The sequence below is a fragment of the Anabaena azotica SJ-1 genome (assembly GCF_047275885.1).
Classification (GTDB): domain Bacteria; phylum Cyanobacteriota; class Cyanobacteriia; order Cyanobacteriales; family Nostocaceae; genus Trichormus_B; species Trichormus_B azotica_A.
The window spans coordinates 103,391-122,799 of record NZ_CP178455.1 but is presented as its reverse complement, the minus strand read 5'-3'; the positions used below and the strand labels follow the sequence as shown (position 1 = coordinate 122,799).

The 19,409-nt window shown below is 37.3% G+C and carries 10 protein-coding genes; 7 read left to right on the top strand and 3 right to left on the bottom strand.

Annotation, left to right across the window (positions count from 1 at the left end; translation table 11 throughout):
• Positions 1-345: 345 nt before the first annotated feature.
• Both ACLLO5_RS26935 and ACLLO5_RS26930 read left to right on the top strand, forming a co-directional pair.
• Positions 346-3,942: a hypothetical protein gene (locus tag ACLLO5_RS26935; RefSeq protein WP_413176241.1), complete on the top strand. Its 3,597-nt coding sequence runs from the start codon at positions 346-348 to the stop codon at positions 3,940-3,942.
• A 13-nt stretch (positions 3,943-3,955) separates the two neighbouring features.
• Positions 3,956-4,489, top strand: a complete 534-nt coding sequence (locus tag ACLLO5_RS26930) for a hypothetical protein (protein WP_413176240.1) — start codon at positions 3,956-3,958, stop codon at positions 4,487-4,489.
• Positions 4,490-4,526: 37 nt separating this feature from the next.
• Here ACLLO5_RS26930 and ACLLO5_RS26925 read toward each other — a convergent pair whose 3' ends face one another.
• From ACLLO5_RS26925 to ACLLO5_RS26915, 3 genes are all read right to left on the bottom strand, one after another.
• Positions 4,527-4,910, bottom strand: coding sequence for a hypothetical protein (locus tag ACLLO5_RS26925; RefSeq protein ID WP_413176239.1), 384 nt, complete (start codon positions 4,908-4,910; stop codon positions 4,527-4,529).
• Positions 4,907-5,449, bottom strand: coding sequence for a hypothetical protein (locus ACLLO5_RS26920; RefSeq protein WP_413176238.1), 543 nt, complete (start codon positions 5,447-5,449; stop codon positions 4,907-4,909). The genes ACLLO5_RS26925 and ACLLO5_RS26920 overlap by 4 nt, the downstream gene beginning before the upstream one ends.
• A gap of 500 nt (positions 5,450-5,949) precedes the next feature.
• The gene (locus ACLLO5_RS26915; protein ID WP_413176237.1) at positions 5,950-9,738 is read right to left on the bottom strand and encodes a pre-peptidase C-terminal domain-containing protein; all 3,789 of its coding nucleotides are present in this window, start codon (positions 9,736-9,738) and stop codon (positions 5,950-5,952) included.
• A 273-nt stretch (positions 9,739-10,011) separates the two neighbouring features.
• Here ACLLO5_RS26915 and ACLLO5_RS26910 point away from each other — a divergent pair, with 273 nt between their 5' ends.
• From ACLLO5_RS26910 to ACLLO5_RS26890, 5 genes are all read left to right on the top strand, one after another.
• Entirely contained in the window at positions 10,012-12,123 is a 2,112-nt protein-coding gene (locus tag ACLLO5_RS26910; RefSeq protein ID WP_413176236.1) for a hypothetical protein, read from the top strand.
• Between the two features lie 285 nt (positions 12,124-12,408).
• A complete protein-coding gene (locus ACLLO5_RS26905; protein WP_413176235.1) occupies positions 12,409-13,041 on the top strand; it encodes a hypothetical protein in 633 nt (210 codons plus the stop codon).
• Between the two features lie 312 nt (positions 13,042-13,353).
• Complete coding sequence (locus tag ACLLO5_RS26900) at positions 13,354-16,584, top strand: hypothetical protein (RefSeq protein ID WP_413176234.1); 3,231 nt, start codon at positions 13,354-13,356, stop codon at positions 16,582-16,584.
• A gap of 481 nt (positions 16,585-17,065) precedes the next feature.
• Positions 17,066-17,881 (top strand): hypothetical protein, encoded by an 816-nt coding sequence (locus tag ACLLO5_RS26895; protein ID WP_413176233.1) that lies wholly within the window; start codon positions 17,066-17,068, stop codon positions 17,879-17,881.
• A 348-nt stretch (positions 17,882-18,229) separates the two neighbouring features.
• A complete protein-coding gene (locus ACLLO5_RS26890) occupies positions 18,230-19,345 on the top strand; it encodes a hypothetical protein (RefSeq protein WP_413176232.1) in 1,116 nt (371 codons plus the stop codon).
• Positions 19,346-19,409: the final 64 nt, after the last annotated feature.

The window sequence follows — 19,409 nt, the reverse complement described above, 5'->3', positions numbered from 1 at the left end:
AAATTAATATAAACCCGATATCATGCTTGGCTGCATCCTATTGAGACGTTGCATGATATCTTGCTTTAGTTCTACTTGCGTCATCAGTCCATCTCCAAAGAAAAACCAACCTTAGCTAACTGTATTGTAATCTCCGCATCCAAAGCTAAACCCTTCGATTCCGTTCAGAGTGTTCTGGTCAGTACAGCTTGCTTGATTACTCTTACAAGCTCAGTGGCTTTAGCCCTGAGTTACTGACTTTTGTTAGATTTACCCTTCTTAGTTATCGTGCCAAGAGTAAAATATCCACTTGGATGATTTCACTGAGTGTAAATCCATGTCAAGATAAAAACCAGAATCTCATGCTTGTTAGATCAGCTATCTCAAAGATTACTGGCAATGGATTTAACCACAAGAATTATAGAAAATTCAGGACTGAGTATACCTATCTTCGATGGCGCTTACAACAACGGCAAAGGAAGATATCTATCAGAACCAGAAATCATCAAAAATTCCCTACTAGCACAAATATTTGAGCCAGAAGAATTACAATCATTACTTCTGGTAAAAACTGACAGTAAACATCCAGATGCAAGCCATTTAAAAACCAGAACATTTAAAGATGGTATAAAACGCAAATTAGCCTTTAGTTCAGGCGATAACTATTACTTTGCTGATGATACATTGCGTAAAAAAATCAGACAATTATTTGCCACAGAACCCGATACCGCTTGTCGTTATGGTTCATTATTAGTTAGTAATTGCTACAAAGGAACAGAAACATTTACCAACTTACGAGTTAAAATCGTAGACTTTACAGATCCACAATACGCTGATTACAAAACCGGAGACTGTCACGGTAAGATTTCACCAAAACTAGCCAAACAACTCGGAGGAGAACGCAACTGTCCATTACAATTTCGATTTGCATGGATGAAGTCTTGGGGTGAAAATACTGATAAATTGGAATTTCAGGATGTACACACAAGTAATGGAATATGTAACCACAGAGGACACGGAGGAATAAGAGTAGAAGAAAGTGACGGTGTAAATTCAAAATATCCAACAACCAGCTTTTTAGCCAAAGGAACTTTTTTACCAGATGCCAAATTAACAGATGCTCAAGATTACGACATCATCATGGACATCTCCTCAATCAAAGGCATCAAAAAATCCCATCTGAAAAAATTAATTCCTTGCGGTGAATATGAATTTCCCCAAGCAGTAATAGGTAATCGAGGTAATGCCAAAGCCACTAGCTATGATAACAGTTGGCAGTTTACCATTTGGTACTCAGAAGCAGCAATCAAACAAGACTTAACTCAACCAACCCAAGAAAAAGCCCAACAACTAGCCGAATTACAACGCCATCCATTAGCACTAGCAAAATACATCATTCAACAATACGACAAACAACAACAATCCCAACAAGAACAAACAGAAGAAACAATTAACGGAATAGACAATAATACCAACAATCAAGTACAAGAATCGCGCTGGATTTCCCTACTTCGCAGCGATAAATACGGTCAACTAATAGAAACACCCAAATTTCGCAAATTTGCCACCGATTATATAGCCAATCAATGGCGTGATTTAGCCATTAAAAGTGGATACAGCCATAGTTCAGGAATGGCCATGCCATGCGATCGCTTACCACGAGGCACAATTTGCGTCCCCCACTTACCAGAAGGAGATGTAATTCTCACCCGTTACCCCATCGTCAACTCAGACAACATCCGCCTTTACCACAACATCCACGACCCAGAACTCAAGAAAACTCGCAACGTAGTTTGGATTCACCCCAAAGACGCTGAAGAATACCACCAAGCAGACTTTGACGGCGACCAGTTAATGGTCAGTCCAGCAAGTAAACTACCCAATATTGCCAAAGAAACACTCCGCGCAGGAGAACCAGGCAGATTTGAACCAGTTAAACAACGACCTAAACTAGCATATACAGAAATCACAGATGAACAAGGCAACTTAAAATACCGTGACTTAGCGCAAATAGCCGCCGTTGCCAATCAAAACAAAGTAGGATTAGTAGCAACAAACATTGGAAGAGTACAGTCATCAACGCCCCGTGAAGGTGAAAATATTGAACGATTCACCAGACGACAAAGGAAACTGTTAAATCGTCTTTTTCAAGCACTACAAGTAGAAGTAGATTCACCCAAAAGTGCCGAAAGATTAGAAGACATTCAAGAAATTGACGGTGCGAACTTATTAGCAGATGCTAAAAAATGGTCAGAATCCCATCCTAGTTACTTTTTTGACGTTAAAAAAGACGAACGGCTTTATCGTTCCTTTGCCATGCCAGCAGATGCCCCAGGAGCGATAAATGTCATAGCCAGAGAAGTAGTAAATCCCTTATGGCAACCTACTCGGATTCGTAGCAGAGATAGACATGAATTTCGTTATTTATTTCCCAAAGATACATTATCAGTAGATGCTTTAGAATGGGCAGAAGAATTAAAAACCAGATTTCAACAATCAAGAGAAGAAATTAAAGAACGGGTAGGAGATGATAGAGAAGCATTTAATGAAGAATTGGGCAAACTTTACGATAGTTATCGAGCAGAAATAGATGAACTATTCACCACACCAGAGGAAAGGTTAGAAGGTGCAGCAGCACTGTGGCACACACAACATACCCGTCCAGAATTAGATAGACATCGTAAGCAATGTTTACAACTGGCAGAACAGATAGAAACTACATTTTCCTTTGAGCATAATTATGAAATGCCCAGTGCAGCATTACCAAAAGATACTTATGTTTTGAGCGTTCCTTTTGGGGAGAATGCTATTAAATGGAAAGAAACTTTAGAACGAAAAGGAATTGAATTTGATGCTACGATTCATCCCCAATTACCTGTGATTGAATTTGCTTTTCAGGATTTATCACTGAAAGTAGCAGAAAAATTAGCAGCTAAATTTGGGGATAACTTTAACGATTTAGATGAATTGAATATACCCAGAGATTTAAGAATTATTCCTCCTGCTGACCATTGTTGGGCAGAATCACGTCAAGATACAGGTGTAGGTGCTTTGGCATATAATTTATTTACAGAAGAAGTATGTCAGCAACTTCAGGAATTTCAGTTTGATGAAATTAAAGTTTTAGGGATTAAATACAATGATTTTGCTGATGAAGATTTTGCTAGTCAGCAATGGACAAAGCGCAGTGTGACTTTAGAAGTAGGAGTTTTTGAATTACCTGAATCACACCCAGATTTTTATCGTTATAACGGGACACCGATATTACAAATTGATGGTCAGAATTTAGGCACTTTTGCACCTGATAGTCCTAAGTTACCCGTTGGAACTAAGTTTGTAGCTACTTTGAAACCAGAAGGTTCTAGTGTTATCCTCAAGGTTAATGCTGATTCAATAGAGTTGCCAGATGTGAACTTAATAGAATCAGAAGATAAGTTAGATGCTGTTGAAGTTGATGATAATTTGAGTGAATTTTTAGATGTTAACTTAATAGAATCAGAAAATAAGTTAGATAATGTTGAAATTAATGATGATTCGATAGAATTGTCAGATATGACATTATCAGAATCAAAACCAAAGTTAAATAATGTCGGGGAGTTGCGAGGTATTGATAGAGAATTTTGGCGGAAGGAAATGTTTGATAATTTGGTAGAAGCGATTGGTATTACTTACCAACAGCGAATAGCTAATCAATCTGAAAGTAAGGAAATTGAACAATTTAAGATTGGTGGACAGTGGACGGCTTATGTTCAGCGTAGTGGTGATTTTATTGTGCGGAATGAGAATAACCGGACGATTTGTAGAGGGAATATGTACACTGGTGAGGAGATATTTCCGCTTTCAGAAGCAGCAGCTAGTGAGTTAGAGGATATGGTTTTAGAAAGGGAGCGATTAGTTAATAAAAAGCGTGATTTTTCAAATAATGGACATTTTAAGAATTATCATGATATTGAGTTAAGTTGAAAAAGAGTAAGTAATGAACAAACAAGAATTTGATGATGATAAATCCACCTCTAACCAAGAGTTAGCTAACCCGATGGATTTATTGCTGAATAAAGAATGGTTGAGAAAAAGCATTCTAGCTGAGGAAGAAGTAAGTGGTAATATTGGTGCTGGTTTAGATTGGGGTTCTAGTTTTGAACAACTGTTGTTGAATCCTGAATTGTTTTATCGTTTAAAAACTTTGCGGATTTCTTTGAATCGGGAAGTGCGCTTATTGCTCAAAGATTGGAATTTGGGAACTGCAACTTCTATAGCATCTGCTACTGCAAGGGAGAAGTTATTGGAAAGATTAAGATTACCTACACCTGATGTTAGAGAACATATCAAAGTTGTGTTGCAGAGAGATGAACTTTTTGGTGAGGAGTTTATTTATAATCATCAGGTGTTACGCGAACTACTTGGGGTAATGTTGACAGAAAACGATTGGGAAATTATTGCTTCAGTTGCGGCGGATTCGTTAAAGCAGCAAATTATCAATCAAGTTATAACTTACAAAATTTCAGCATAGTGATAAATAAAAGAGATGTTTTTATTCAATTTAATTTCTAGCTAATAATCTGAAGTTTAGCTTCATCAAATACCAAACCACGACGAGCAAAATATTTATGAATATTGATTTGCACAAATAAATCTTTGAGTTCTTCTGCGATTTCAGTTGGTGGATTTCCTGATAAAGCAACTGCAATTAAACGTTCTGCGCTGTGAATTTCTCCACAGTCAATTGCTAGGGTTGCTGCACTACGATATAATATTGAACGGGTTGGTTCTGCTGCTAAATCATTGGTTATTAATTCTGCTGCTAATCGTTCTTTTTCAAATGCTTGTCGGGATAATTTAGCAGCTAAATCTGAGTTATTTCTAAGTTTAGCAACTTGTGCCATTTCAGCTAAATCCATAGCCTGTTTATGTAACTCTTGAATTTGACTCATTTTTTTACTATGAACGCTAAAGGGTGACTAAATTCAACAACCACAATATAGGCTGGGAGTGTGCCATCTGTGGGGCTGACTTGCTCAAGCTTTTGTTTAATTCTAGCTTTTATTCGGCTGTCGTCGCCCTTACGGATGCCGGAAACTTCCAACCGTACTGCATTTTGGAATGGTAGTTCATTGTTATCACCTTTTTTACCTAACCAGTAATCAAATCCTGTTCCTCTGCGAGAACGTTCGATAACTGTATAGTCCGTAAGTTCCTGTATAATTAAGAAAGCGATTCCATAAGCTGCCTGTTCTGTAGTATATTCGCTATCGTTCCAACAGCGCAGCATTTGGTCTGTTACCTCTTGCCAATATAGTTTAAAGACTGCGGTAAACTCTCCTTTGACTGTGAGTTCTATACCCTGAATATAACCTTGATTGTTTAAACAAACAGCACAGGCTTCTGCTAGTGTTGCACCAAAGGCTGGAGTGATAGCAGGTAATCCTTTTTCAAGTTTAGTGATTACCAATTTTTTTGAGTTTGAATTCATTAATTAATATTTAAATCTTAATATCCTAAAGTAAAGTGCGGTTGCTTCTTCTTTTAGTTTAGCTGTTTGATTAGCAATTTTGGCTTTTCTTTCTGAGGAGAAATCTTTAGTAAGGTTGCTAAACTTCTAATGTCCTGTCATATTAAATTCTCTTGACTATTTTTTGAATATATTCTTTATATCTCTAATTTATCAATTTTCACAACTAATAAAAATTTTTGCTGATACTGAGAGATTTTATTTCTAATTATTAGATGTTACGCGAAATGTTTGGGGTAATTTTGATGCGGGAAGATTGGGAGATTATTGCTTCAATCGCACGGATGCGTTGAAGCAGTAGATTATACAATAGGTTTTATTTGAGAAGATGTTAGCATAGTGAAGAGAAGAGAAATGTGAGTGGCGCACTTTCCGTTATTCACAACCTCTGCAAACACTTTCCCTTCATTTCCAAAAAAGCGATTACTCCCTCATCTCAAACTTCCAAAACCATTGAAACCTCAAACCCAAATAATTGATGGAATCCCATCAGTGGGCTGTGAATACTCCTTGTAAGTCTCATCTTTATTTGTCTTAGAAGATTTGAAGTAAAATTCTTGTGGATAGATCCATCCATCAGAAGTCCAGTCAGCTTTAATAGTACCATCTAGTCCACGCCATTGACCGCTCCAGTCCCAGTTTGGATCGTGCTTCACAAAGTCTAAAGGTTTATTATCTTCCAATCCAAAATATCGACTAACTCCTCCTTGAGGACGCTGGAGAAAATTAGCATAAAGTGTTACTACATCTCCATGTCTTGCTCCTGGATTGGAGAACTGCCCGTTATATTCTATTTTGAAACTTTCATGTGCTTTTGAGGCAGTATCACCAGCAGCACTACCATAAAAAGCCCTAGAAAAATTCGCTACGTTCTTGTAGTCAACATTAGGATTATAAGAGTTACCTAAAGTATTAAGTGTAAAGTTGTTTGCGGGGTCAAGCAAAATTAATTGCTCAGGTTTCGCACCCAAGTTTGTTAAACGTTCACTAATTTCAGCACCTACATAAGCTCCTAAACTATGTCCAATAAAGTTTATTCTCTTTCCTACTAATTTGGCTTCTTTGATAAGTTTTACAACTGCATCCGCTACAAACTCTATACGCCCTGCTGCATGAGCAAGGTTAATCACCCCACGTGGACCTAGATTATCTCCGGTCTTAGCAGCTTCACTCCAGTCTACCATAAGAACTTGTTGCGGTTTCGCAATACTATAATTTTGAACAGCTTGAGCAAGATTTTTGATGCTCCAAGTTTCAGGTGAATTATTCCAACCATGAATAACAATCCAAGTATCATCTACTGCTTCCACTGGTTTAGCCTGTGTACCAAACTGACTCAAGGTAACTTCAAACTTTCCATCCCCACCTAATTGGTTAGCAACCTCATTTCTAGCTTTTTGTATATCATCACGAAGCCATGATAGCTCTAGTTTTTGCTGAGGAAGCCATGCTTGTTGTAGCTGTTTATTAACAATCTGAAGTTGCTGATTACGAGATTTTAGAACTGGATCTTCAACTTGTATACTTATCTTAGTACCTAATACACTGATTCTATCAGCTGCTCCTAAAATAAAAGTTTCACTCTCTCTTTGTTCTCTTACTCCTAATACTTGTCCTTGCAAGTTGTTATTTGAGGAAGTAGACGTAGGACTTGGGTTGGGTGAAGGATTAGTACGTACATCACCAATTCGCTCTAACAAAAAATTCAGTCCTGCATAGCCAGTATTTTCATAATAATCGACTTCAATAGGAACATTTCCACCTGTAGTAGAAAAGGTTCCAGTGTGAACAAATTTCATTTCCTGATCAACCCATTTGTCGATGATGGTTTGTCCATTTACCCGTATACGAATCCCATCATCTGCATTAACAGTTATCCGATACTCTCCAGAGTCAAGATAGCTACTTCCTTTAACACGAGCAGAAAAATTATCTTTGGAAAGGGTGGAATTAGGTGCATTTTCTCCCCAATAATATGCAAAATTGAGTCTGTTATTTCCATTAGAAGGATTACCCATAGCTTCAGAATAGACAGGCGTACCATTTAAGGAGGAGTTATTGAAATATTGCACTTGCCACTGAGGACTTGAAGTATTAGATGGCAAAGAAATTGTTGTACCACCCGAAGTGCTTGGTTGATATTGCCCAGTGATAGATGTTTGTAATGTATATTCACTGTCTGTCCCAGACTTTTCTTGATAAGCCAATATATAGTAAGCACCTGCTGCCAAATTTTTAAGTGTGATTACATCCTCAATAGTTCCAGGATTGTAAGATGCTTGAACAAAGTTGAAATTTTTATCAAATACCTTTAAGTTGACATCGGCACTCTTTGATTGCAACGCAATCCTTACATCACTGGTTACACCAACTCCAATCTGATAATAGTCTTGGCGATCGCCATCATGAACGCGATCGCTCACTCCCATACTGGAATTGTAAGGTATCTCTAAGAAACGAGCTTGTTCAGGGGTATTTCCTGCATAATCAGGAATAAATGATGCTGCTAAATTATAAAAAGTTTTATCTTGAGGTGTTTCTGAATAGATATGAATAAAGTATTTACCAGGCTTATCGAGATAATGAGAAATACTTTCTGGGTTGCTTCCTAGATTATAGGATGCTTGTACGACAGATAATTTTGAAACAAATGCAGGATCAATAGAATTCCCATACAACGGAACAGACTCATAAGTACCTTCAGGGTAGTACAGAAGCCGTAGATTTGCATTGGCAGTTAAACCAGTTAAATCCAACTTGATATTACCACCGCTAGAAATTTTAAATGGGATAAAGTCATGCACATCTATATCTCCTACCCAGCCTGTACGAGTATGAACTTCATTTGTAGATATTGATTGAGAAAAATCAATATATTTCTCGACATCAGAGTATGCTCTAGTTGTTAGCGTGTAAGCTGTATCTGCCCATTTACTACCAATTGCAATATAATAGTTTCCTGCTGGTAGATTTTGTAAAATCTCAAATGAGCCTGGAGTTGACGGATCATAGTTTTTAATTATGTTCTGATTGTAATCCAGTAACTTCATTGAGATTGGTGCAGTCATCCCTGAAAGAGCTACATTAAAATTACTATATTCAGGTAAATTGAATTCAAATATATCCAGTGAGTCATTGGTTGGACTTACGAATTCATTTAACGATTGTGAACCATTAAGAACACCTAACTTACGAGCAGTGATTAATGTATTTCCTGCTGAATCTGAAGGATTTATTACAGGTGGAGCAGAAAGCTTAAGAGTATAATTTGTATTGTCCCCTGGTGCTTCGCGGTAAACATGAACAAAGAAGTTTCCTGCACCTAACTGATAGGTAAAAGAATCAGTTGCTGTACCTTTATTATAAGAAGCTTGGATGAAGTTACCTTGTGCATTCAATAAACGAACATTGGCATCTTTTGTTAATCCACTTAATTCAACCGAGAATACACTGGGTGTAGTAACTTGGAATTTCAGATAATTATGAACAATATTATCTCCAACAAATCCTGTAAAGACTTGGGTTGTAGAACCTAATACTCCAATATTTTGAGCCGTTTGCAGCGTATTTGCTGTGTTACTCACAACAGCCATTTCCACAGGTACTATTTGCCCATAAACAGTAATATAACCACGATCATCTTCTTGGTTAATACGGTTTAGTTCAGCATTGCTCAGATGTACACCAAAAACCGAGTTTCTCGCTAGTTCCCCTTCATCACCTGGGGTATCTGTACCTACTCGATTATCTAACCAGTGGAAAGTTTCTTCAACTAGAACACCTACTCCACCATTGACTGAATTGAGTGGCGCAGCACTGAGTCCAAATAATGTATCTGAAAGATAAATGTTGTTATTGGCACTATCATAAGCACCAACCGCACCATTCATATCAGCAGCCGAAAGCACTTGCACGAAAGGCAATTGACTAAAATCACCTACTAACCACTGCGATCGCACTAATTGTATTTCTGGTGTATTTGCTTTATCTCTTAAAACTTGTACAAATAGATCATCATCGTTGGCAAATTTTCGGAGTATTTCACCTGTTAAAGTCTTTATTGAATCAAGTGTAAACTGCTGATTTTCTTGTAATGAATATTCAATTGGACTAGGGATAACTTCGGATTGGTAGTTAATTGCACCTTGTGATTTTGGCAAGATTGGAGTAATAGTATCTGCATTAGTTAGTTGATACTCTGTACCCAAAGGAGGTATTTCTTGATTAACGGGGATATATTCATTATTCATATTGATAAGCAATCCTAGAATTACTGTTAGTGTTTTTAACTTTATATTAATACATAATAAATCTTTTTACACAATGCTTAATATAGTGCTTTTACGTAAATTAGTATGAATTTCTCGTGAAGAATTGATGAAATAACTTTGCTTTCATCTATGGATGATACTTTTTGTCAACAAATAGCCAAGTGGACAAAAAAGAAATAGCCAAAAGGTCAATGCCATCAAAGACAAAGCCCTGTTACCTTACCAACTAAGGCAACCAGCGTCATCGTCACTATGGCTACCAAAACACCAACCAAACCAAAGCGAAAACAAACACAAACTCGCTCATGGGAAAACCTGACAGACCGCCGCAAACTCCGCCATATAGAAAACACACTCGATAAAGCCATTACTCAATCACTAGAAAACGGTTCTATTCAATCCCACGAAGACTTTAAAGCCTGTGTAGAAAATTACAGCAAAGCATCAGGCAAAGCACCCATCACCGTAGAACTCTGCGTAGGAGGAGATGATGATGAAGAAATTAGAGGCTATCGCTTCTACCTTATCAGTGACCCTAGTCATAGAACCAGTGGTAAATATCTGCTCAAAAACCTAGAAGGAATAACCGACAAAGACGAAAACTACTTCACCCCTTCCAACATCGCTGAAATTTGCGGCTTTGCAGAAACAGAACTTGATGATTTAGATGATAATTTACTAGATTTAGATGAGGAAAACGAAGAAATAGATGAAATTGAAGATGAACTAGACGACCTATTAAACGACGATTTCAACAATGAACTAGACGACCAAGACGACTTATATGAAAAAGACGAATTACCTCAGAGTCGTGTTGGTGTAGCCGCAAGTAAAACTCAAACCAAAACCTCAACTAAAACCTCAAGTAAGTCCCAACCCAAAACACAAACTAAAACTCAAGATAAAACCCAAACAAATAAAACTGCTGCCAAAAAATCCAAATCCAGAGAACCACTAGATGAAGCTTCCCGTTTAAGTGCCACAGCAGCCACAAATGGAAGAGAAGTAAATGGTGTAAACTTAGCAGGATTAACAGGTCAACTAGCAACTTTAGGAATAGCTGTAGGACAAGGAGTTTTAGAACAACTGGCAGCCGAAGCTGATGAAAAACGACTGGAACGAATTCTTAAACAACTACAAAAGCAGAATGACCGAGTAGATAACCTCACCAGTCGCTTACAGGAAATAAACCCAGAATCATCAGAATTTCTAAATCCTTCAAATCCTGCAACATCTTCGACTACTCCAAACTTTTCAAATACTTCAAACTCTGTAAATTCTTCAAATCCTGAAAATTTACCAGATTCAACATTTGAAGCATCCACAGAAAATAATCCACTGGCAGTAGCCACCATGAAAATCGGCTCTAAAGTAGACAAGTTAGGTTCTACTATAGATCCTAATTATCAAACTCAACCTTTTGAGTTAGATAAAGATGCCAGCATCATTGAACAACTCCAACAAATCGAAGATTACCTGCAAAATATTTCTCAACGACTTGACCGTTTAGAAAAGATAGTTGACCGACTGGAAAAACAAATAGCAGCACAACAAAATAGTTCTGTAACTGAATCAAAAACTACTGATGAAACTGTTCAAGCTAACTCCAAGAACCAACCAGAAAACGACGTTTTAGGACATTTGACAAAACGCCAAACCAAGCAACAACAAATAGCCTGTGCTGATGCTTTAGTGGGATTTGCTGATGTTGCCAGTGAACTATTTAACAAATCTCCTGAAGATGGTATTCCTATTTCCAACAACAAAACTTTAACAGTAAAACAACAGGGGGTAAAACAACAGAGTAAACAAACAGCACAAACAGGAATATCTGCGGACGTAGCCATTGCTTTGGAGAATACCCAAGGTGAAACATTATTTGCGGGTACTTGCACTGATGGGCAGTGGAAAATTACACAAGATAATCTCACCTCTGATGAAAAAATCGGTATTTGTAAACTACCACAATCAAAATCAGAATACGCCCTCAAAGCCACCGCCCAAGCATTAGTGCAAAAGTTTCAAAAACAACTACCTAACAAATTTAATGGTGATGAAGAACCGACATTTACCTGGGCTGAAAATGGTAAACCCAAGTACGATTTTGAAGTGGTGAAACTGTCTAATGGTACACAACTACTTCAAGGATTTAACCCCAACCGTGATAACGAACAAGTGCTTGATGCAGCTTTAGTACCAGGAGAACCCCCAGAAATTAAACAATGTAATATCCCACTTAGAGAAATGGAAGCATTACTAGACAATCAACAATCAACTCGTTCTAGTCAAGCTGATAGAAATAATGCGAAACAGCAGAAAAAACAAACTAAAAATCAAACCAAAAAATCAGAAATTCAAGTTTAATTGTCAGGGGTCAGAATATTTGTTTGTATAGCTGTAGCCAGGATAATTAGGACATTATTAATCCTTGAAACCTAGATATAACAAGGCTTTCCCTCCTGCCCTCTGCCTCCTGCTATAGCAGTAATCCATAGTGGCAAGTTTTTTCATCAAACAAAATTAAAGATGTGTTTTTTGGTTCACTTCAATAACTGCTGACACCGTGCATTGTACCAAAATCACAAATTTTTAACCACAGTTGAATTTAAAACATTTGATAAACATTTGAATTTGACAGAGGAAAGAAAAATGAATAACACACAATCTCGCAGTTTTCAGTTTAAATTACTGCCATCTGCTAACTCAGTAATAAACATGAAAAACCAGAAAATAAACCGTACTGATTTATCATTCATTTTCATATCTCTAGCAACAGCAATTTATTTATTGGCAACAAAACCCATATTTGTAACCATTTTGGGATGTGCCAGTATTGTTTTCTTGAGTATCGGCTATGTAATTCGCACAGTACCAATTTTAGAAAAATATTTAGGTAAAAAAATTCGTTTTTGGCATATTGTGACTGCAATTATCACAATTACCGCTTTACTTGATACCCTAATAACTCCCACCTATGCCATTTTTTTAAGCGGATTAGAAAATTTCTTTGTAACACTTGCCCAACAGAGTTCACAAGCTGGAGGAGGAGGTGCAGCTACACTTGATGCTAACGTTGTTGGCTTAACATTTAACCTGATTCGAGGTGCATTTTTATTACTCGTTGCTGCTGCTTCTTTATTTGCCTATAACCAAGCACAACAAGGTAATGATTGGCGACCAATTGTAACTCAAGTTGGTTTAGCTTTTGCAATTGTCATTGCTATAGATGTCATCACTTTTATATTTATTGGCAATGGCACTGGTACAGGAGGAGGCGTTTAAGTTCACAAGTCGAAAGTCAAAAATCAAAAATATTATTTCTTAATGCAGCACTTTTGGAGTAAATGAGGTACAGGTTATTCTCAGGGGGAATGGGATTCGTTTTTATCTGTGTACCTCATAAACCTGAAAAACGCTGTATTAAGAATGAACAATTGATAATTACTAATTATTCATTATGAATTATCAATTGATAATCGAAATAATCAGGTATAACCCCTTTAATTTAAAAGTGAAAAATCTTTGAATCAGGATAAAAAATCCCCATTACAATAACGCCCTCTTGCCCTCTGCCTCCTGTCTTCGTTAATAGTTATGAAAAACAATCCACATAACGAATTTATCAAAGTTAATCGAATTCTAGGTAAACAAGCCAGCATTGGACCAATACTAGCAGAACAACTAGGTCCCTGGATTGCCATCATCATAATTTCCTACCTGACTACCAATGGTTTCCTCAGTTTAGGAATAGGTTGGTTTTTCCTCACATCATTCTGGCTAATTATTAGTTGGTGGATATTAACCGGCAACCAACCCCATCAATTCCTAGACAGATGGCGTAAACCACCCGGAAATGAATGGTACAACGCCAACAATATCTACATTTCACCAATACCAGAAAACCGTCCTCCTTGGTTACGTCATCGTTACAGTGATTCACAAATCAACATTCGACATAAACCCCTAATTGTACCAAATCAATATGGAGGTAAAAACAGATTTATGCCCTTTCAAAATGAAGTAAATATCTGTTGTATTGCAGAAATCAAAAAAGATGACCGGGAAGTAGCAGCTTTATTATTAGAACAAGGAAAATCACAATATCAACTTATATTTGGATTCCAAATTGCTGGACTACACGACATATTGCATGAAAGTGAAATCAACGAATTTGCCCATGCTATTACTGAAGGAATGAAAGATATACCACCAGCAGAACGCATCACTTTTTGTACAGGCTGTTACAGTGATAATACTCAACGTCAAACCCAACTTCATACATTAGCAGATGACTGTCACCTCAAACCCATATCTGTTCTCATTCGTAACGAACAACTGCGAGTAGAAGAATTAAAAAACGCAGGTACACGCCAAAAGTGGCAGCAAATAGCCTTTTGTACCTGGACAAGTGATCAACAAGGTAATTCCCAACAAAAAGATTTTGTCGGTGCTGTGATTGAAAAATGCCGTAATCTAGGCTCTTGGGTAGTAGAATCAATCACAGGCAACAAACGAATATACCAAGAAACATTCTTTAAAAAGCTATTACTACAAGGCTTTCAACAAGGATTTATTCAATGGGAAGTATTACTAAATACAAAAATAGGCTTAGAAATCACACCATGTAGTGCAGCAGATTTATGGCAATGGTTGTGGAACAGATTTAACGCAGGTGTTGCACCTCCCATTCCCCAGGTTATCACCTTAGAAGAAACAGCCACAGGAATACAACTCACAGAAACCCTAACCACAAACAAACATATCTGCACACTACTCATTGAAGGTACACAAGGACGTTCCGCAAGTCCAGAACATCGTGGAGATTATGATCGAGTTTATCTCACAGGCAAGGGTCAAGTCTGCGGTGTAATGACAATGACAGACCCGCCACTGGGTTGGACAAATGCTCAAGAACAACTCAAGTGGATGTGGAAAATACTGTCTTCCAGTTATGTCCATGATACAGAAGCATGGATAGAAATCAGCCGTGTTAATGACTTTTTCATTCAAGATAACCTTGCCCGTCAAGCCAAGCAATCTAAAACAGCCCGCACCATAGCCATAACCAAAGGTCAGGGACGTGACATTGGTGCAGAAATCAAGCAAGAAGAATCATTTGAAGCACAACGGCGACTGTATGAAGGTACAAAAGCCTTACATTGTGCGCCAGTATTCCTGGTATACCGTAACAGCACAGAGGAATTGACTCATGCTTGCAATCTATTGGCTAACAGTTTTGAAACCGCCAAGGTACTGCGTGAACGTAACATAGCTTGGGAAATATGGTTACAAACTTTACCTATCACCTGCAAACGCTTATTGCATGATGGCAATTTAAGTGAGCGACGGTTGACACTTGATACACAAACAATTGCCGGATTGATGCCTCTGACCGTACCTAAAGATATTGATAAACAGGGTGTAGAGTTTTTTACCAGTCGAGGTGGTAAACCTATTTACATAGATTTGTTTCATCAACAAATTGGACGGGCTTTAATTACAGGTACTTCTGGTTCAGGAAAGAGTGTTTTGGGGTGGCGATTTGCAGAAGAAGCCTTAGTGAACAATATTCCTGTAGTGGGAATGGATATTTCCGCCGGAGGTAACAGCACTTTTAAAACAGCGATTGAGCTACTGGGAGAACAGGGTGCATACTATGACATTGCCAGTGGCAGTAGTAATTTATTAGAACCGCCAGATTTGCGTCGGTTTGATAAAGCAGAACGGGAACGACGAATGGAGTCTTGGAAGGATTTTATACGCAAGGCGTTATTAGCGATCGCTATGGGTAAAGTTGAAAATCCTCATCTATCCCAAAGAGTTGACGCTTTACTGGTCAAGGCTTTGGATGTGTTTCTCAAAGACCCGGATATCATTGCTCGTTATAACCGTGCATTTGAGAAGGGTTGGCGTTCTTCAGAATGGCAGCAAATCCCTACCCTACCGGATTTTATCAAGTTTTGTACGCGAGAACGTCTAAATCTGCGTTCATTTGAAGAGATTGACCGGCAAGCACTCAACCAAATTCAAAATCAGGTCAGTGCGCTGTTATCGTCAAGATTGGGAAAAGCGATCGCACGTCCCAGTACATTTTCCCCTGAACCAGCGATTAAATTCTTTGCTTTGAGCGGGTTAAGTAACGAACAAGATGCGTACTTGATGGCGATTAATGCTCATACTGCTTGCATCCGCAATGCTTTATCCCATCCTAAAAGTTTGTTTATTGGTGATGAACTTTCAGTATTGTTGCGTAAAGATGGTTTTGCTCAAGTGATTGGTGAAACTTGTGCTACAGGACGTAAGGAAGGTATTGCAGTTTTACTACTATCCCAAGATCCAGATACGATCTGCGAGTGTGCAACAGGCGCTCAAATCATGCAAAACATGACTTACCGAATTACTGGACGCATTACCAGCACTGGAGTTGCTTCTTTTGAGCGTTATCTGGGTTATCCTGCCCATATCATTAGCCAAAATGCCACGGAAGCGTTTTTACCACGTATCAGTGACCTTTATTCCTGTTGGTTAGTAGAAACAGGTGGTAGATTTTGGCGTACTCGTTTTTACCCAGGGGAAATGATGTTGGCTAGTGTTGCTAATAACCAAGATGAGCGAGAAGCTAGGTCACGGGTAATGGCACAGTATCCAAATACTCCTAAAGGTAGGCTGTTAGGACTCAGAGCTTTTACGGATGCTTATATCAGTGCTTTGAAGGAAAACAAAGGTTTTCAACATATTGGACAGGAGGTATCTATGGTGAATACATCGCATTCTCGATTTAATTCTGGTGAACAGGCTGAAAATCGTCCTTTAATTGCTAGTTAAAAAGGAAGCATAGCAGCAGCTATTTAACACTTACATTAAAAATTTTGAACCATAACGTGAGCATAAGTTTTCAATTCACAACATCAAAATTTTTGAATCATAATGTGAGCTTAATGTTTCAATTCACAACATCCGATTTTTTGAATCATAACTTGACCCTAAGTTTTCAATAAATAAAATCCTGAACAATTCAATTAGGTTTAGGCGTTTTAAATCTAAAATCCAAAATCTAAAAAAGTTTTATCTGAAGGATTTTTGATTATGAAACTAAAAACGAAATCCTGAACGATTAGGTATTTTCAATCTAAAATCCCAAATCCGAAATCCGAAATCCCAAAAAGTGTTATCTGAAGTAATTTTGATTATGAAACTAAAAAGTAAGTCCTGAACGATTAGGTATTTTCAATCTAAAATCCCAAATCTAAAATCTAAAATCTAAAATCTAAAATCCAAAAAAGTGTTAGCTAAAGGAATTTTGATTATGAAACTGAAATGGATGTCAATTCAATTCATCACCATGATTTTAGTGTTGGGTATTAACTCAGTTAATAAACCAACCTTAGCTGCTACCCAACCTAACAATGTAGCAAACAACAATGTAGCAAACAACAATGCGGTTAACGGCAATAGTATTTTGGTGGAAAATACTGAAAATCAAATTAATAACTTCATTGGAGATGTAACAAACTTTGTCCAACAAGACTTATTCAGCCCCATAACTGATTTGATTAACTCAACAATTGGTGCATTCCAAATTCCTGATATTTCTAAATTATGGAATCAGATTTTATCTGGAACAGTTAATCAAAGTCCAGGTGCTATATTGTCGGAAATTTTGGAAAATAAAACCAATGGTCAAAGTTCTTATGGTATTCGAGAAGATATAGGCAAGAATACTACTAGGAATGTTGTGAATGAAATTGCTAATCAAACAACTTTAGGAGAAAACGCCCAAACTCAAATGGCTCAAATTAAAGAAGCTACTCGACAAGACACTCAAACAATTATTAACTTAGGAGAAGAGTCCCAGAGTTTGGATGTCACCCAACAAATTTTACAAAACTTGTCTCAACAAACAGCCCTCAATGGTCAAATTAATGAACGAATATTTCAAGAGGCACAACAAGCAAGAATTGATAGAGCATTAAACAATACTTTAATTACTCAAACAGCTAAAGAACTTGCAGCTATCAATACTGCTGACAGACGAAAAAGTATTGCTGCTGGTAATGCTATGTCTCAACAAGCAGGTTTATTAATGATGCCTGGTGGCGTGACTTTGGGTAACGATAATTAACTTGAAAGATATCAGTCTGAGTGAGGTACATCTATTGTAGGTAAGATACCCACATTATAAGAGTTTTACTATTCCTATCTGTACCTTCATTGACCTGCAATTTACTGTATCTGAAAACCCTACTCAACTTTTATTTTACTCACAATACTACTTGTTTAAGCCTTTTTATATGACACAAGATGATATTTCAAAGGGTTAATCATTTTTGATTTTGTTAACCGATTAGTATTGATTTTAATCATCCTTTTGATTTGCTGTTATGAGATATTGTGTGACTTTTTCGTAAGTTATCAATAATTTGCATAAAACAACTTTTTTCAACTAAAACTTTTGTAAAAATTAAAAAGTATGATGTACCTAATTGCTCAATCATTTCCTGTTACTGGTGGAGAAACTCAAGCTTTAGATATTGTCTCCAGTGCTTTAGAACTATCTCGTGCTACCGTTGAATCATGGAATTTAGTTTGGCAAGTTACCTTAAATCCCTCATCTCTTTTATGGTATGGCTTAGTTGATTTAGGTGTCACCTTGGGAGCAGCTAGTATCTTATTTGTGGCACTAACAACGGGAAAGGAAATTATTGAAAAACAATCTTGGTCAGAATTAGCAGCTATTTTTGTTTGGCCACTTGTAATTATGATATTCCTTGGTGGTAATGGTAATTTTTTAGCCAAAACCATTATTTTTATCCGAGGATTTGCTTATAATCAAGTACAGAATATCCTGGAAATTCAAGTTAGTGAGTTGACATTCAAATCGGCGATCGCTAATGTAACTATCAGCAGTATTGCTAGACAACAGCTAGAAAATCTTTACAGTGAATGTCAAGGACAAGTTGGAGAGGAGTTAATTGAATGTTGGGATTCAAAGCGAGAACAAGCAGAAGCAATTGTTACAGAAGCTGAAGAGAAAGCTGAATCTCCACTGCAACCATTAGAGGATTTTGCACAGTTCCTTTGGTCTAGGACTTTACCCGGTCAAATTGGCACTGCGGTACAATTTGTTAATGACCCAGGTAGTGTATTTCGAGATACTGCTATTCCCATTATTCGCTTTATTCTTTATGCCTTACAATGGGGATTTGTTAACATTTTAGAAGCAGCATTATTGCTAACTGCTTTATTTGCACCTATAGCAGTCGGTTTATCACTTTTACCATTACAAGGTCGTCCTATTTGGGCTTGGTTAACTGGGTTTATTTCCTTGTTTGGAGTTCAACTTGGATATAACATTTTAGTCGGTTTAACAGCTGTTGTTTTAGTTAAATCAGGTGCAGCATTAGCATCAGATGTGGCTTTTATGTTTTTCTTGAGTATCTTTTCTCCAATTTTGGCAGTATTGATAGCGGGAGGTGGAGGAATGGCAATTTATAACGGTATTTCTGCCAACATTAAAGGTTTAATTGATGTTTTCAGCAGTGCTATTGGTACTGCAACTAGCGTTGCTTTAATTCGCAGGAGTTAATACTAATTACTTGGAAGGCATAATTTTTTTAGTTGTATTTAGCTGTAATTAGCAGGAGAATATA

What these genes read in the sequence shown, in the direction of transcription:
- ACLLO5_RS26925 (WP_413176239.1), bottom strand. Translation starts at nt 4,910, where the DNA reads ATGAGTCAAATTCAAGAGTTACATAAACAGGCTATGGATTTAGCTGAA.
- ACLLO5_RS26930 (WP_413176240.1), top strand. Translation starts at nt 3,956, where the DNA reads ATGAACAAACAAGAATTTGATGATGATAAATCCACCTCTAACCAAGAG.
- ACLLO5_RS26915 (WP_413176237.1), bottom strand. Translation starts at nt 9,738, where the DNA reads ATGAATAATGAATATATCCCCGTTAATCAAGAAATACCTCCTTTGGGT.
- ACLLO5_RS26920 (WP_413176238.1), bottom strand. Translation starts at nt 5,449, where the DNA reads ATGAATTCAAACTCAAAAAAATTGGTAATCACTAAACTTGAAAAAGGA.
- ACLLO5_RS26900 (WP_413176234.1), top strand. Translation starts at nt 13,354, where the DNA reads ATGAAAAACAATCCACATAACGAATTTATCAAAGTTAATCGAATTCTA.
- ACLLO5_RS26895 (WP_413176233.1), top strand. Translation starts at nt 17,066, where the DNA reads ATGAAACTGAAATGGATGTCAATTCAATTCATCACCATGATTTTAGTG.
- ACLLO5_RS26910 (WP_413176236.1), top strand. Translation starts at nt 10,012, where the DNA reads ATGGCTACCAAAACACCAACCAAACCAAAGCGAAAACAAACACAAACT.
- ACLLO5_RS26890 (WP_413176232.1), top strand. Translation starts at nt 18,230, where the DNA reads ATGATGTACCTAATTGCTCAATCATTTCCTGTTACTGGTGGAGAAACT.
- ACLLO5_RS26905 (WP_413176235.1), top strand. Translation starts at nt 12,409, where the DNA reads ATGAATAACACACAATCTCGCAGTTTTCAGTTTAAATTACTGCCATCT.